The sequence below is a fragment of the Luteibacter sp. UNCMF366Tsu5.1 genome, assembly GCF_900119235.1.
GTDB classification, from domain to species: Bacteria; Pseudomonadota; Gammaproteobacteria; order Xanthomonadales; family Rhodanobacteraceae; genus Luteibacter; species Luteibacter flocculans.
On the sequence record NZ_FPIS01000002.1, the window covers coordinates 1,053,878 to 1,071,505 of the forward strand.

Genomic DNA, 17,628 nt, shown 5'->3' on the forward strand with positions numbered 1-17,628 from the left:
ACTTCAACGCAAGACAAGGAGACGAAAGCTCCCTTGCTGGTGCGCGCGTGCGACCTCGACAACGATCCCCAGTGGTCCGCCTGGGCTACTGCCTTGTTCGAGACCTACCGCAACGAAGGAGCGGCGTCGCGCGGTATTGCGCACATCGCTCCCAACCTGTTTATCGATGCCGCACGTTCCGGTTACTTCCGGTACGCGCGCCGCGGGCGCGTACTGCTTGTGTACGCATTCATCGGGCCGGACGCATCGTTCGAGACGGCGGCGCGCGAACTGCTCGCGCATTGCGATGCCAAGGGTTACCAGCTCAACTTCCTGTCGCCCCGGCCCATCGATGCGATCGGCGAACGCGTCTTCAGCGCCACGCCCTTCGGTGTCGTGCAGCGATTGGAAGACATCGATGCCTTCACGCTTGCGGGCGGTGCGATGCACCGGCTTCGCTACCAGGTCACCGGCTTTCAAAAGGCCGGGCGATGTACGGTCGAGGAATATGTCTGCGGCACGGATCCCGCCGTTGCCGCCGACATCGCACGAGTGATCGACGCATGGTGTAGCAAGAAAACGAAGATCAATCCTCTCGTACACACGGCACGTGAAGAAATCCTTGCCGGCACGCTTCACCCACGCCACCGTCTCTTCCTGACCCGCCTCGACGGGGCACTGCAGAACGTGGTGCTGATCTCGCCGCTGTCCGATCGCGACAATGGCTATCTGATGGACCTCGAGTTCTACGGCGACGATATGCCGCGGGGCGGCCTCGAATTCGCCATCGTTCACATCATCAAGGTGCTTGCCGACGAAGGCCGCAAGGTCTTCAGCATGGGCGGCACCTACGGTTGCCGCATCGAGACCTCGCCGACGGCGGATCCCGCGGTCGATGCGCTCCTCGACGATCTGCACAAGCAGGGCATCTTCAACGACCAGGGCAATTTCCAGTTCAAGAACAAGTTCCGCCCGCTCAATAGAACCATCTACCTGTGCCGGCCGATGGATGCGGGACGGGCAGACAGCGTCATCGACATCATCATGATGATTGCCGACCCCTCTCGCTCGCCGACGGTTGCCGACGACCACACGCCGCTCGAGCCTTTTGACAGCACTGACGCAACGGATGTCGGCGAGACGGCGGAGGCGATCCTCCCAGCGCATGACATGCCGGATTCGCCGCGGTTGCGCGCGCTCTCGGAGGCGGGCTTCAATCCGCTCGGCATAGCGGCCGCCGACGTGCCGTTCGACGTGAAGTCCGATTCGTGGGCACAGGTGCCGAGCGACACGAAGGCGTCGCGGATGGCGGCACTGCACGAAGCGTTGCAACAACCCGTCGACGTGGACGGCGTGTTGCGCAAGGTCTTTCCCTACGATGCGTTCGTGCTGACCGAATCCGGGCGCAGCGCCGAGGAAGCGTTCTATCGAGCGTTCCAGCGGCGCGGACGAGTGTTGCAGAACATCGTGTTCCCCACGAATCTCGCGCATCAGATCGCCGCGGGGTTCACCCCGAAGGAGTTGCCGGTCACCGGTTTTGCGGGTTTCCAGTGCGTGGCGAACGGGCGAGGCGATATCGATCTCGAACGTTTGCCAGGCATGCTGGCCTCGACGTCGCAGGACATCGCCATGGTGTTCGTCGAACTCGCGAACAATGCCGCTGGCGGCGTGTCCGTCTCGCTCGATCACCTGCGTGCCGTGCGCGACCTCGTGCGCCCTCATGGCATTCCACTGGTCATCGATGCAACGCGCATCTTGGAAAACGTGCGCCTCGCGCAGCGCCAGGATGGACGCGAAGACGCCGACGTCTGGGGCGACGCCAGGGCATGGATGGAATGTGCCGACGCAGCCATCGTAAGTCTTGCCAAGGATTTCTGCGTGGATCGCGGCGGCCTCGTGTGTCTGCGCGATCAGGCACAGGCACGCGCCGTACGTGACGAGGCGCAACGCCAGGGCACCGCGCTTCACGCGATGGATCGGAAGCTGGTGGCACTCGCGCTTCGCGAGCGCGGCGAGCTCGTTGCGCGCGTCGACGAACGCATGGCGACGGTACGTGCCTTGGCCGCGCTCTGCGCCGAGTTCGGCGTGCCCGTGGCAGACCCCGCGGGCGGTCATTGCGTGGTGATCGACGCGGGCCAGTGCGAGGCGTTTCGTGGTGCGGACGATCCTGCAGCGGCGTTCTGCGCGTGGCTCTACCTCGCCAGCGGTATACGCGCCGGTCGCCACAGTACCGGCATGCAGCGAGGCGAAGGTGTTCGTTCCCTGGTACGTCTTGCCGTGCCGCTTGGCTGGTCGGCCGAGACGGCCGAGCGCTTTCTCGCCGCCGCACGCGCCGCGTTCGCCCGCGTAGTCAACGTGCCCGTGCTGCGCGTGATCGACGGCAAGCAGGGTTTTGGCGACGCCATGGTTCGTTATGCGGCAGAGGGCTTCCGCCGCGTCGAACTCGCCGCTCTCCACGAGGGACAGGACACCGTGACCGCAGTGCAGGGACGTTCGGAACACGTTGCGGATGCGGCGGCGTCCGATGAACGTCGCGACGAGGATGGTCCGCGACCGGATGACATTGCCATCGTTGGCATGGCCGGGCGCTATCCCGGCGCGAAACACGTGGGCCAGCTCTGGGCGAATCTGCGTGCAGGTGTGGACGGCATCACGCTGCTTCCCGAAGACCGCTGGGAGCGTCGCCTCCGTTATGGCGAGGCCGCCCGCTACCGTGGCGGATTCATCGACGAGGTGGATCGGTTCGATTCGCTGTTCTTCAACATTCCTCCGAAGGACGCGGAGCGCCTGGACCCCCAGGAGCGCCTTTTCGTGGAGGTGGCATGGGAAGCGTTGGAAGACGCCGGATACTACCCCGAGGCGATCGCTCGTTCCCCCGAAGGTAACCGCGTGGGCGTGTTCGTCGGTGCGGTGTGGGCGATGTACCAGAGCGTCGGCGTCGAGGAGCGCCATGTCGGTCACTCGGCCGCTCCGAATTCTTTCCTCTGGAGCATTGCCAATCGCGTTTCGTACGCGATGAATTTTTCCGGGCCGAGCCTCACGGTGGACACGGCCTGCTCATCCAGCCTGACGGCGCTGTATCTTGCGTGTGAGGCCATTCGCCATGGCGAATGCACCTCGGCACTGGTCGGTGGCGTGAACCTCGACCTGCATCGCTCGAAGTGGGACATCAATTGGTCGGGCGGCGCGTTGTCGCCGGACGGCGTCTGCCGGAGCTTCGGTCAGGGAGCCAACGGTTACGTCGCTGGCGAGGGCGTGGGCGCCCTTTACGTCAAGCCGCTTGCGCAGGCTCTCGCCGACGGCGATCAGGTGCATGGCGTCATTCGTGGCATCGCCGTCAACCACGGCGGACGCACGAGCGGTTTCATCGTGCCCAATCCGAAGGCGCAAGCGCAGCTGGTGCAGGCGGCCATGGAGCGTGCAGGCGTGGCGCCGGGCACGATCGGATACATCGAGGCCCACGGTACAGGTACCGAGTTGGGCGACCCGCTGGAGATGTCTGCGCTGAACACGGCCTTTCGCGATGCCGGCATGCGCGAGGCCAGTTGCTCGGTCGGCTCACTGAAGTCGAACATCGGTCATCTCGAAGCCGCCGCTGGTGTGGCCGGTGTGACCAAGGTGTTGCTGCAGATGCGTCATCGCGAGTTGGTGCCGTCCCTGCATTCGAGCGTGCTCAACGAGCACATCGATTTCCGTGGGTCACCCTTCCGTATCCAACAGCGGGCCGAGTCATGGGAGCCGATGGTGCCGGGTGCACCCCTGCGTGCCGGTATCAGTTCGTTCGGTGCCGGTGGCGCGAATGCGCACGTGATCATCGAACGCTACGAGCCGGCTTCCTCGGCACAGGAAGAGGGCATGCCATCGGCGCTCGTCTTCCCGCTCTCGGCGCGCACCGAGGCACAGCTGTCGGACATGGCGGCGCGCCTGCAGGGTTTTCTCGACGCGGACGCCGGCAAGACGGCGCTGGTGGACATCGCCTTTACCCTGCAGGTCGGGCGCAAGCCGTTCGAACAGCGACTGGCGATCGCCGCATCGAGTGCGACCGAGCTGTCCACGCGACTTGGCATGTTCCTGGCCGGGCGCAAACACGCTGCGGTGGCGGCAGGCAGCGGAAAGACCGCCGATCCCGTACTGCGGCTGCTGTCGCGCAGTGAGCGGCAGGCCATGTCGGCGATGCTGGCTTCCGGCGCCGATGCGAACAAGCTCGCGCGGCTGTGGGCCGATGGCTTGCTTGCCGACTGGCAGCACGCAGCGATCGCGGCGAAAGGGCGGCGTGTCTCGCTGCCCACCTATCCCTTCGCGGACAAGCGGCATTGGGTGCCGGACGAACCGCACGCGCATGGCACTGCGGGCGGGCTGCCTGCCTTGCATCCGCTGATCGACGGGAATGAATCGACCTTCGATCGACAGGTTTTCAGGAAATCGTTTCACGATCGCGACTTCTTCATCTACGACCACAAGGTCATGGATGTGCCCACGCTCCCCGGTGTCGCCTACCTGGAGCTGGCGCGCAAGGCGGGCGAGCTGGCCGCGGGGATGCCTGTTCGCCGCCTCAGGAACATTCTCTGGGTGAGCCCCATCGCGGTGCGCGGAAACGTGCACGAGGCGCGCGTAGAATTGTCGCCGGGTGCCGACGGCGTCGCCTTCGAGGTCTACAGCGAAGGCACGGGCGGCAACCGCATTCTGCATTCGCAGGGCAAGCTCGGCTACGCCGCGTCGGCAGGCGATGAGGCTTCGTCCGTCGATCTGGACGCCATTCGTGCGCGCTGCCGCAAGGTCGCCGAGAGCGACGCCGTCTATCCGCGCTTCCGTGACCTCGGCCTCGATCTCGGTCCTTCGTTCCAGTCGCTGCGCGAGGTCTACAAGGGCGACGGCGAAGCACTCGGATTGCTGCGCCTTCCGGCGTCGCGCCGCGGCGATCTGGCGTCGCTGCTGCTGCATCCGTCGCTCATCGATGGCGCGCTGCAGGCAGGCGTGGCCGCCGAACTCGTGGCCGGCGACGCACGCATGCTCGTGCCATTCTCGATCGGCGAGGTCGAAATTCTCGGCGCGCCCGGCGAGACCTGCTGGACTTGGGTCACCGAAGTGCGTGACGAACGCGCGGCCACCTCGGCCGTGTCGCGCAAGAATGTGACGATTCTCGATCCGGATGGCCATGTCCTGGTGCGCATCCGCGAAGCCACCGGCGTTCCCATCGGTGAGGTGCACAAACCTTCGGCGGCGAGCGACGACGTCTCGACGCACGTCTACCTGCCCACCTGGGACGAAAGCCCGGCAGTCGCGACGGCTACCCCGGACGGCGCGATTCTCGTGCTGGACGATGCCGCCGAGACGAGCGAGGCCCTTGCTCGCCTGCATTCCGGGATGGTGGCGCGGGTGAGTCTCGGCGAGCGCTTCGCGCAGACCGGCGATCGCCTCTTCCAGGTACGTCCGGGCAATGCCGACGACATGGATCGGGTCATGGAGGTGACGGGCATTCCCGCTCTCGCGATCACGACCGGCGCGCAGGACGACGAAGGCCTCATCGATCGCGTATTCGGGCTCTATCAGTCGCTGGCACGTCGGCGTCTCGAACGCCCCGTGCGTGTGCTGCACGGCATCGCGGCAGTCGGTGCGGGGCGTCCGCGCCAGCAGGCGCTCGTCGGCCTGCTCCGCTCTCTGCGTCTGGAAAATCCGCGGATCGATGGATCGGTCGTGGAGTGGGATGGCGACGCCGCGGATGCGATGGGTCTGGCTCGCGTGCTGATGGCCGAGAGCCTATGGAGCGACAGTGCCTGGATCCGCCACGTCGGTGGATCGCGCCAGACGCCGAAGCTGGCGCGTCGGGACGAGGTGACCGCGCCGACGGAGCAGGGTGCGGCGCTCGTGCGCGGCGGCACCTGGTTCATCACGGGCGGCGCAGGCGGCCTGGGCATGATCTTCGCCGATTGGCTGGCGTCCACGCTGGACGCGCGGATCGTGCTGATGGGGCGATCCGAGCCATCCGCGGAGCTGACCGCACGTTTTGCCGCATGGCGCGACGCAGGCGCCGATGCTATTTACGTCCGTGGCGACGTATCGTGTCGCGATGACGTGGCACGCTGCGTCGCCGAGGCACGCGCTCGTTTCGGGGCGCTGCACGGCATCATTCACTCTGCTGGCGTGTTGCGTGACGGCTATCTCCGACAGGCCACACGCGAAGACTTCGACGCGGTGCTCGCACCGAAGGTCGATGGCACACGGTTTCTGGACGAAGCCACGCAGGACGACCCCCTTGCCTGTTTCGTGCTTTGCTCGTCCATGGCAGCGCTGGGTGGCAATGCCGGACAGACGGCCTACGCCTATGCGAACCACTACATGGACGACTTTGCAGCCGCGCGCGAGGTAGCGCGCGGCGCTGGGGAACGCCAGGGGCATACCCTGTCGGTGAACTGGTCCCTCTGGGCAGACGGCGGCATGCGTCTGGACGCTGCGACGCAACGCATGTTTCTCGACAGCCTGGGCGTTGCCCCCTTGCCGACGGACCGCGCGCTGGCGTGCTTCGAATCCGTGCTCTCGGCGGGCCATTCTCAGGTCGCGATCGTGGAAGGCATGCGCGATCGCATCGAGCGCGCCTGGGGCATCCGGAAGGAGAAGCCACGTGCGTCGCAGCCGGTGGCATCCGCGACGGCAGCCGCCACGATCGGCAACGACCTCGCGGTGGCGGTGCGCGGCAGACTGCGCCAGATCGCGATGGACATGCTGAAGCTCGACGCAGAAGACATCGCGACCGACAGTGTGCTTCTCGATCTCGGCTTCGACTCGATCGGGCTCACGACCTATGCCAACGCGATCAATCAGGCCTATGGCGTCGAGGTGACGCCGGTACTGTTCTTCGATTACCCGTGTATCGCCGACGTAGCCGGCTATCTGTGCAGCGACTGCGCGACACAGGTCGCTGCCGTGCATGCCGCGTCATCGACGGAAACGTCGTCGAGCGCCGCGACGCCAGCGACGTTGACGCCAGCGATCGGCAGCGGCGAACCGGTATTCGGCCGCAAGGCATCCACGGTCGTGGCCGGCGAGGCACCGGCCATGGCTCCCCGGTCCAGCGGCAACCGGTTCCGCGACATGCCGATCGCCATCGTGGGCATGGCCGGTGTCATGCCCGGCTCCGACGACCTGGACGCGTTCTGGCAGCATCTGGACGCGGGCGACGATCTCATCAGTGTGATTCCGCGCGACCGCTGGAATTGGGAAGACTACTTCGGCGATCCGTTCAAGGAAGCCAATCGCTCCAACTCCAAGTGGGGCGGCTTCATGAACGAGGTCGACAAGTTTGACCCGCTGTTCTTCGGCATCTCGCGCCGGGAAGCGCAGATGATGGATCCGCAGCAGAGGATTTTCCTGGAAACGGTCTGGAAGGCGGTCGAGGACTCGGGCCATAAGGTCTCCGACCTTTCGGGCACGCGCACCGGCCTGTTCGTCGGCGTGGCGACCAATGACTACGTCGACGTGATGAACCGGCACGATATCGATCTGGACGGTTATTCCGCGTCCGGCAACTCGCATTCGGTGCTCGCCAACCGCATTTCGTTCCTGCTGAATCTGCGTGGGCCAAGCGCGCCGATCGACACGGCGTGTTCCAGTTCGCTGGTGGCATTGCATCGTGCCATCGAGTCGATCCACACCGGTAGCTGCGACATGGCGCTGGTCGGTGGCGTGCAGGTCATGCTGAGCCCCGGCGCGTACATTTCCTTCGGCATGGCCGGGATGCTGAGCAACGACGGTCGCTGCAAGACGTTCGACAAGCGTGCCGACGGTTACGTGCGGGGCGAAGGTTCCGGCGCCATCTTCATCAAGCCGTTGGATCGCGCCGAACGGGATGGCGATCACATCTACGCGGTGATCCGGGCGACCGCCGAAAACCACGGGGGCCGTGTGACCACGCTCACCGCCCCCAACTCGAACGCCCAGGCCGAGCTTCTTGTCGATGCCTATACCAAGGCCGAGGTGCCGATCTCCGACGTGGGCTACATCGAATGCCACGGTACCGGTACGAGCCTGGGCGACCCCATCGAGATCCAGGCCCTGAAAAAGGCGTTCGCCGAACTTCACGCGCGACAGGGCACGACGCCGACGGAGGCGTACTGCGGCCTCAGCTCGGCCAAGACCAATATCGGTCATCTTGAAACCGCCGCGGGCATCGCAGGCATCCTGCGAGCGGTGCTCGCACTGCGCGCGCGGCGCATCCCGGCCAACGTGCATTTCGAGGAAGTGAACCCGTATATCGATCTCAAGGCGTCACCGTTCTACATCGCCAGCGGCACGCGGGACTGGTCGGCGCCGTGCCGTGCAGGAGTCGATCGCCCGCGCGTGGCCGGCATCAGTTCGTTCGGTTTCGGTGGTGCCAATGCGCACGTAGTGATCGAGGAATACGTGCCTGCACCGATGCCGGTGTCGCCGCCACGCGAGCGCGTCTACCCGCTCTCGGCACGCGACGAAGTCAGGCTCAGGGAGTACGTGACGCGGATGCTGGATCACGTTGCGCGCGATCCGGATATCGATCTCGGACGCCTTGCCTGGACGTTGCAGGTGGGTCGCGACCCTATGCAGGCGCGTGTCGCCGTGGTGGCGACCGACAGGGCGTCGCTGCTGGATGCGTGGCGTGGCGTACTGGCGGGAGCGCCGAGCCGGGCCGCGTGGGCCGGTACGGTCAAGGGTGAAGTGGACGTGGCGGAGCTGCCGTCCACCGTGGACGCATCGTCCCTCGCCGCCGCCTGGGTGGCCGGCGCGCGGATCGATTGGCCCGCGCGCTGGGACGGACCCACACCGCGTCGCCTCGCGCTACCGCCGTACCCGTTCGCTCGCGAGCGTTGCTGGCTACCTGGCGTGGAGGGCTTCCGAAGGGATGCGTCCGCGGCGAAGGCGGCCGGCGCGGCCGATGTTCCGCTCGCGGCGAAGTCTGCCGACGTATCGCTCGACACATCGGTCACGCTGCTTGCCGTACCGGCGTGGGTGCCCGTCCAACTCGCGGGCACGGCACGCGAGCGCCCTCGTCATGTATGGGTGCTCGGCCTCGACACGGCCGGGCTCGCGGCAGCGATGCCGACGGCGGACATCCATGCGTTACCCCTGGTCAGCACGGCGGAAGACGCGTTCGGTGCCTGGGTGCTCGCCTGTTTCGAGCGGCTGTCCGCACTGCGTGCGCCTGCACTGTTGCAATGCGTCGTCGCGGGCGATGCAGCCGATCTCGCCATCGGCCTGGAAGGCATGTTGCGCACCGTAAGCCACGAACGTCCGGGGCTCGACACCCAATGGGTCGTCGTCCCTGCCGGATCGGACGATGCCAGCGTGGCCGCGTGGCTCGATCAAGCCGCCTGCGATCCGCCGAAGCCGGTGCTCAAGGTATCGGCCGATGGGACATGGATGGCATGGCAGCGCAGCGCTGTCGAAGTGGACGCTTCCCCCGCGCCGTGCGCGTATCGCGAACACGGAGTGTTCCTCATCACCGGAGGACTTGGCGGTCTGGGTACCCTGTTTGCGCGCGACATTCTCACGCGAACCCGGCACGCCAAGGTCGTGCTCAGCGGACGCGCGATGCCGGAAGGTGAGCGTCGTACGCGCATCGATGCGCTCAAGCGCGAAGGCGGCGATCGGGTAAGGTTCGCGGCGCTCGATCTCGACGACGCGGCCTCGGTGCGCAAGGCCATCGACGCGATCGTGCAGGCGGAAGGGCGGCTCGATGGCGTCATTCACGCCGCCGGCATGACAGATGACGGGCGCGCGGAAAGCAAGAGCCGCGCGTCGATCCACGCGGTGCTCGCGCCCAAGTGGCGTGGCACGGTCCATCTCGATCACGCCACACGGCATCTGGGTATGGATTTCTTCGTGCTGTTTTCCTCGGTGGTAGGCACCTTGGGCAACCCGGGACAGTTCGACTACGCCGCGGCAAACGGCTTCATGGACGCCTATGCGGCGCGTCGCTACGCGGAGGGCGCCACCGGCTGGTCCTCGATCGGGTGGCCGCTGTGGGCGGACGGCGGCATGCATGTGGCGCAGGACGTCCAAGCGGCCGTCCGCGCGCATACGGGCATGGAGCCGCTGCCGACCTCCATCGGCATCCATGCCTTCCATCACTGCCTCGCGAGCCAGTACGCCCAGCCGCTGGTGATGTTCGGCAGGCCCGACGCGCTGCGCACCACGCTCGAGGGCAAGGCACGCGTCGCGGCGCCAGCGATGGTGGGTGCCTTGGACGAGGCGCATGTCGCAGCGGTGCGCGAACGCATCCTCGCCGTTGTGGTGGACACCCTGCTGGTGCCGGCCGGGGACATGGACCCGCAGGCGCCGCTGAGCGACTACGGCCTGGACTCGATCGGTATCGCGAACCTGTTCCGCGGAGTGAACCGTTCGCTCGGTATCGAACTGGCGCCATCCACGCTGTTCGAGCATCCGTCGCTGGATGCGCTGGCGCGGCACGTCGCCGGCCTGGTGGCGCCGGTGCCCGCCGCAACGGGCGTCACGCAGCATGCCGACGACGATGAGGTGGAAATCGTGTTCGACATCGACGATGCCGAGCCGGTGACGGAGGGTGAGCCGGATGCGATGGCCTTGCTCGACGCGGTGCTGTGGCGTGAGGGGGATGAAGAGGAAGGCTACGAGCGCATGACGTTCTGATGGAGCTCGGCGTACGACCGGGCGAGTAGTGGGTAGGGGTGGCGTTTTTGCATGGGCACGAAACGTGTCCTGGTTGGGGGAAAAGGATGTTGGATCCAGCACGCTGTATCGTCGCGTTTCTCGCGGCGCCGCTCCGGGATGCCCTGCAGGCCGGACGAGCGCCGGATGGCGCCCGCCCCGTCCTCGACGGCCTGGGCCTGGGCGCGTGGATCGACGACGGGACGGCCCCGGTAACATCGTTTTACGGTGCGGACGCGACAACGCGTGCCGATCTCGTGGCGCGCTGGCATGCGATCACGTCGTCGGATGCTCCATGCACCCATGCCCTCGCCGTGCTGGCGGCGGCAACGTTGCACGAGACGGGCGCGAGCACGGTTGAGCCGTCACTCGCCGCCTTGCCGCCGGACGTCGCGAATGCGCTTCGCCACGTCATGGCGGTGGCGGGTTGGGACGTCGCCGACGCGTCGTCGCTGATCTTCTCGTCGAGGATGACCGCAGCGGTGGCCTGCCGAGGGGGCCTGCTCGCCTGCGCTACGGGCGATGTCGCAAAGGCAGCGGCGAGCCTCGATGCCTACGCGCTGCGCTTGGCAGCGACGGGGATGGTGCCACCGGAAGCGGCGGAAGCCGTGGAGACGGACGCTCCGGCTGCTGCGCATGCACACGCGGCACCGGCGACACCACTGGGTGCGCTGGTGGCGATGCTCGATGCTGCGGCGGGACGGCAGCCATCCACCGCAGCCGAGGTGCTGGAATCGGCGGGTGCGCGCGGGTACTACGACGAAGGCGACCGGTTGCCGTACGCCGAGGGAGCGCCGCTCTTCGGTGCCTATCGCTGGGCGCGGCATGCCTCACGTGTGCGCCGCGCGACGCTGGCGGATTTGCCCCGTCTTCTCGAGCTGGAACACCTCTGCTGGGATCACACGCGCAGCGACGAGACGGTGCTGCGTCGTCGCATCGATACTTATCCTGCAGGCCAGTTCGTCATCGAGATCGATGGTGCCGTCGCGGGATGCGTGTACAGCCAACGCATCGTCACGACGGACGCACTCACCACGGTCACTGCGCACGACGTACATACCTTGCACCGGGCCGATGGTGGCCTGGTGCAGCTGCTTGCGATCAACATCGATCCACGGTGGCAGGACCAGCGGCTCGGCGATCGCCTGCTCGAATTCCTGCTTCGCCTGGCGACGGTCACCGAAGGCGTGGAGGGCGTGGTCGGCGTCACCTTGTGCAAGCGCTTCGACGGCGCAAGCCAAGATGACTTCGATACGTATGTCCACCGCGATGGCACGGGGCAGGACCCGGTGCTCGCTTTTCATCAGGCACACGGCGCGTCCATCGTGCGCGCAATACCGGGGTATCGCCCCGACGATGCAGTCAATCGGACCAACGGCGTATTGGTCGCCTACGATCTCGTCGATCGCCTTGCACGCATCCGCGCCGCGCGTCCCTCGGGCAGCGCGCCGCATGCGGGTGCATCGGGGCGCGATCTTGCGCGTTGGGTGGGGCAACGCGTGAAAGCCTTGCTCGGAAACGACAGCGCGGCTTACGCCGCGGAACGGCCGCTCATGGAAATGGGGGTGGATTCCGCAGGCCTCCTGGCCCTGCAGCGCGACCTGGAAGGCGCTCTGGGCTGCGCCTTGCCCGGTGCCTTCTTCTTCGAACACAACACCGTCGCGCGCATCGCCGCGGCACTCGGCATCCGCGACGTCGCGCCCGCGCCGAAGGTCACCGCGCCGACGCGCAAGGCGGCTCCACTGGATGTGCGTGCCGGCGATATCGCCATCGTCGGCGTGGCCTGTCGGCTACCCGGAGGCGTCGCGTCGCCCGACGCCTTGTGGAAGGCGTTGGACGAGGGAACGAACCTGATCGGCAGCTATCCGGCGTCGCGTGGACGCTGGGCGTCGCCGTCCCGGTATCCGGGCATAGACCGGGGCGGCTTCGTCACGGATATCGAAGCGTTCGATGCAGCGTTTTTCCGCATCTCGCCGGCCGAGGCGCGCCTCATGGACCCGCAGCAGCGGCTCGTGCTGGAACTGGCATGGCAAAGCCTCGAGGATGCAGGCGTCGTACCGGCATCGCTCGCCGGCAGGGACGTCGGTGTGTTCGTGGGTGCGAGCAACGCCGACTACAGCCGCCTGTTGCAGGAACAGGGCGAGGACGCCGAGGCGCATCTGGGCGTCGCCAGTTCGCTCGCTGTCATCGCCAATCGCGTGTCGTACTTCTTCGATCTCGGCGGGCCGAGCCTGCTGCTCGATACGGCGTGCTCGTCATCGCTCGTGGCGCTGCACACTGCGGTGCAATCGCTGCGCCGTGGCGAATGCTCCAGCGCGCTCGTGGCGGGCGTGAACGTGATCTGCCACCCCGATCTGTCCGTGGCCTATCACAAGGCCGGCATGCTCTCGCCGGACGGGCTGTGCAAGGTGTTCGATGCACGGGCGGACGGCTACGTGCGCGCCGAGGGAGCCGTGGCGATGTACCTGAAGCCACTGGCCGATGCATTGGCCGATGGCGACCCGGTGCAGGGCGTGGTGCGTGGTACGGCCATCAACCACGGTGGTCTCGCCAGCGGGCTTACCGTACCCAATCCGCGCAAGCAGCGCGATCTTCTGCTTGCGGCTTGGCGGGATGCCGACATCGACGCGTCGGCCATCGGCTACCTCGAAGCCCACGGTACGGGGACATCGCTGGGCGATCCGATCGAAGTCGAGGCGATCCGCGGTGCGCGTGCCGCTGCCGGGCTGGCTGGAAGTACCGCGCCCTGCGGCATCGGCTCGTTGAAGAGCCAGCTCGGCCACTTGGAATCCGCCGCCGGCTTGGCCGGGGTGCTCAAGGTCGTGCTTGCCCTGCGCCACGATCATGTGCCTGCGACGCTGCATTTCAATCATCTCAATCCGAAGATCCAGCTGACGGACGGGCTGCGGGTGCAGTCGCCTGCCGCACCCTGGCCCGACGGGCCACGTATCGCTGGCGTGAGCAGTTTCGGATCGGGCGGCGCGAATGCGCACGCGGTCATTGCTGCGCATCCGGACACGATGGCGGCCGAACCTTCCGAGGGGCCGCACCTGTTCGTGCTGTCCGCTCATGATCCGGAGCGCCTGCGAGTTGCGGTGGCACGTGCGGTGGACTGGCTGGAGGGTGACGGACGCCACGCGCCGTTTGCAGCAGCGATCCGTACGTGGCAATGCGGTCGCACCGCGTTGCCGCACCGTATCGCGTTGCGTGTCGAGCGCCGCGAGCAACTGGTGGAGCGCCTGCGCGCATGGCTTGCTGGCGCGGTGCAGGTCGATGATCTTTGGTCGGGTGACACCTCCGGCGCAATCGACGGCCTGGACATGTGGCGCACGCCTGCTGCGCAGGCGTTGATTGCCCATGCCGCTCGCGAGGGCGATCTCACCCAACTGGCGACGCTGTGGACGCGGGGTGTACCGGTGGACTGGTCGCCGCTGCATGCGTCACGGCATCGGATCGCCGGGCTTCCGTCGTATCCGTTCGCGCGCGACCGTCACTGGATCGATGCCGCTTCCGACGGCTTGGTATCCGCCGCGGGCCTCCACCCGATGTTGCACGTCAACGTTTCCGGTCTCTCGGGCGCGGCGTATACGTCGTCGTTCCGCGGAAGCGAACCGTTCCTTGCCGATCATCGTGTCCGGATCGGCGATCGCGTCGATCCGGTGCTGCCGGCTGTTGCGTACGTCGAAATGATGTGCGCCGCCTTCGAACGCGCCACGCCTCCGGCAGAGCGCGGCAGCGGCATCGCCTTGACCCATGTGGCCTGGATGGCGCCGCTCATCGTGCGCAGCCCGGCGCAGGTGCACGTTGTCCTCAGCGTCGACGACGCGGGTAGCGTGCGTTGCGATATCGCGAGTGGCGACGAGGCACGCGTACCGCACGGTGTGGGCCACCTTGCATGGGCGTCCGACGACACGCCGGAGGCGGTCGATCTTGCCGCGCTGCGAGCGCGCCTTGACGACGCGTTGGACGCAGGCTCGCTCTATGCACGGCTGGAAGAGCTGGGTCTGATCTACGGCCCGGCGCACCGCGCGTTGGCTCGGTTGCGCCAGGGGCGCGACGAAGTACTTGCTGAACTGGTGTTGCCGCCATCGTTGCTCGCAACGGCTGGCGCGTATCGCTTGCATCCGTCGCTGGCGGATGCCGCCTTGCAGGCCTGTCTTGGTCTTCAAGGCGGATCGGACGCCGAGCCTCGGCTGCCATTTTCGGTCGAGCATGCCTGGATACGCTGCGACGACTTCCGCTTGCCGAGTGTCGCCTGGATACGTCGCGCGGGCGAAGGCGACGATCGAATCGACATCGATCTATGCGCGGATGACGGCACGGTCGTCGCCGCGTGGCGCGGCTTCAGCACGCGCCGCATCGTCGCGCCTGCCACACCGCGCGTGCAGATCGGTGCCTCGACGTGGCAGGCCATCGTTGACGAGGCACCCGCACTGCCATGGCAGCGCCGAGTGCGTCTCACTCTCGGGACTCGCGCCTGGCCCTCGGCGACGCGGCTTGCGGTCGAGCCCACGGATGTCGTGGCGGTGGTCACCGCGTGTCTTGCCAAGATCCAGGCGTCGTTCGCGACGCGTGACGCCGAACCCTGCCTGTTTCAGATCGGTATCGACGAAGGCTCCGCCCTGGGTGACGGTCTTGCCGCGATGTTCCGCACGATCGCACGCGAGGAACCTCGTTGGCACGGGCAGGTGCTGGTCGCACCGGCCTCGGTCGATGGCGATGCGTTCTCTGCGTGGGCCGACGCGATGGCGGCACGGCCAGGTCTGAAGCTGGTGCGCTGGAAGGCGCACGGTCTGGGAGAAACGCCGGCATGGAACTTCATGCCGGGCGTGCCCGATGGCGTGCCTTACCGAGAGCATGGCGTCTATCTCGTCACCGGGGGGCTTGGGGGCATCGGGTCGTTGGTCGCCACAGACATTCTGTCCAGGGCCGCGCATGCACGTGTTGTCCTCGGTGGGCGCGGTGCTCTGGAGGGCGAACGTGTCGTGCGCTTCGAACGACTTCGTCGGCGCTTTGGCGAACGCATCGATTATCGGTCGATGGATCTCGCCGACGATACGGACGTCGCTACAGCCATAGCGAGCATCGTCGCTTCGCATGGCGCACTTCACGGGGTATTTCATGCTGCGGGAACCACCCGCGATGCGTTCGTCAGGGGCAAGTCACTCGATGACATAGCCGCGGTGCTGGCACCGAAGGTGGCCGGTACGCTGTCGCTTGACGCTGCAACCGCCAGGCTCACGTTGGACACGTTCGTCTGCTTCTCGTCGACGACGGCTGCGCTCGGTCAGGTCGGTCAGGCCGACTATGCGGCGGCGAACGGATTCATGGATGGCTTCGCGCGGCTGCGCAACATGCGCGTGGCTGCGGGGGAGCGACACGGGCGGACGCTCTCCATCGCATGGCCGCTGTGGAAGGACGGCGGCATGCGCATGGACGATGTCGCCCGGCGCGAGTGGCAAAAGGCGACCGGCATGCTGCCACTTGGGACGGACGACGGTCTGCGCGCCCTGCGTGCATTGCTGCTATCGGGTATCGAGCACGGCATCGTCATGTCGGGACGCGTCGATGCCTTGCAGCGCACGCTGGACGCGACCCGTAAGGTCGCCCCGGCGACGTTGCCGCGTGATGCACAAACGATCGCTGCGCCCGCGTCGGCGGGTGACGACCTTCGCGCCGCCGTGGAGACGTGGTTGCGCGGCGAGCTGGCACGGGTACTGAAGACACCGGCGGACCGCGTGCAGGCCAGTGCTGCGTTCGAGACCTTCGGCATGGACTCGATCCTGGCGATGGCGTTGACCGGTGCATTGGAGAAGACCACCGGCCCGTTGCCCAAGACGCTCCTGTTCGAGTATCGGAACCTGAGCGAACTTGCCGGCTATCTCATGACGTCGCACGCGGACTCGCTCACGGCACGCTTTGCGGTAAAGCCTGCGCAGCGTGCGGTTGCATCGGTGGCGGCGCGTACGCTGCCCGCGCCCACGGCGAAGCTTCCCGCGCTTGCCCATCGCGGTCAGGCGCGAGGCGCTGAGCCGATCGCCATCGTCGGCATCAGCGGTCGCTATCCGGGGGCGCCCGATCTGGCGACGTTCTGGACGAACCTGCGCGACGGGGTGGACAGCATTGTCGAGGTGCCGGCGGATCGTTGGGACTGGCGGCAGTACTACAGTGACGATCGCACGACGGCAGGCCGGCACTACAGCCGCTGGGGCGGTTTCATCGAAGGCGTGGACGAATTCGATCCGCAGTTCTTCTCGATCGCACCGCGTGAAGCGCGCTTCATCGATCCGCAGGAGCGCATGTTCCTGCAACACGCGTGGATGGCAGTCGAAGACGCCGGCTATACGCGCGCGACGTTGCGCGGAGGCGATGAGGAAGCTGGGCGCGTCGGCGTCTACGTCGGTGTGATGTACAGCGAATACCAGTTGTTCGGCGTGCGTGCGCAGCCGGAATCGTTGCGCATGGGCTTTGCCGGCAACGTGGCGAGCATCGCGAATCGCGTGTCCTACGTGCTGGACCTGCATGGTCCGAGCATGACCGTCGACACGATGTGCTCGTCATCGCTGACGGCGATCCATCTCGCCTGTCAGGACCTGCGTTCGGGCGCGACCCGGATGGCAATTGCCGGTGGCGTCAATCTGACCGTGCATCCGCACAAGTACCTCATGTTGTCCGCGGGCCAGTTCATCTCCAGCGACGGCCATTGCCAGAGCTTCGGCGAAGGCGGCGACGGGTACATTCCGGGCGAAGGCGTGGGCGCGGTGGTGTTGAAGCGTCTCGCCGACGCCGAGCGCGACGGCGACGTGATCCACGGCGTGATCCGCGGCAGTGCGTTGAACCATGGCGGCCGCACGAACGGCTACACCGTACCGAACCCCCAGGCGCAGGCCGCCGCGATCGAGCGCGCCCTGACCGAGGCGGGCGTGGACGTGCGCCGGATCGGCTATGTCGAAGCCCACGGCACGGGCACCCGTCTGGGCGATCCGATCGAGATCG

Annotated in this window: 2 protein-coding genes; both read left to right on the plus strand. The window is 66.7% G+C overall.

Features of this window, described 5'->3' with window-relative positions:
* The first annotated feature begins 39 nt into the window (after positions 1-39).
* Entirely contained in the window at positions 40-10,614 is a 10,575-nt protein-coding gene (locus BT115_RS13835; protein WP_255369438.1) for an SDR family NAD(P)-dependent oxidoreductase, read from the plus strand.
* An 86-nt stretch (positions 10,615-10,700) separates the two neighbouring features.
* The coding region (locus tag BT115_RS13840; protein ID WP_143144563.1) for an SDR family NAD(P)-dependent oxidoreductase at positions 10,701-17,628 on the plus strand (6,928 nt) is incomplete at its 3' end.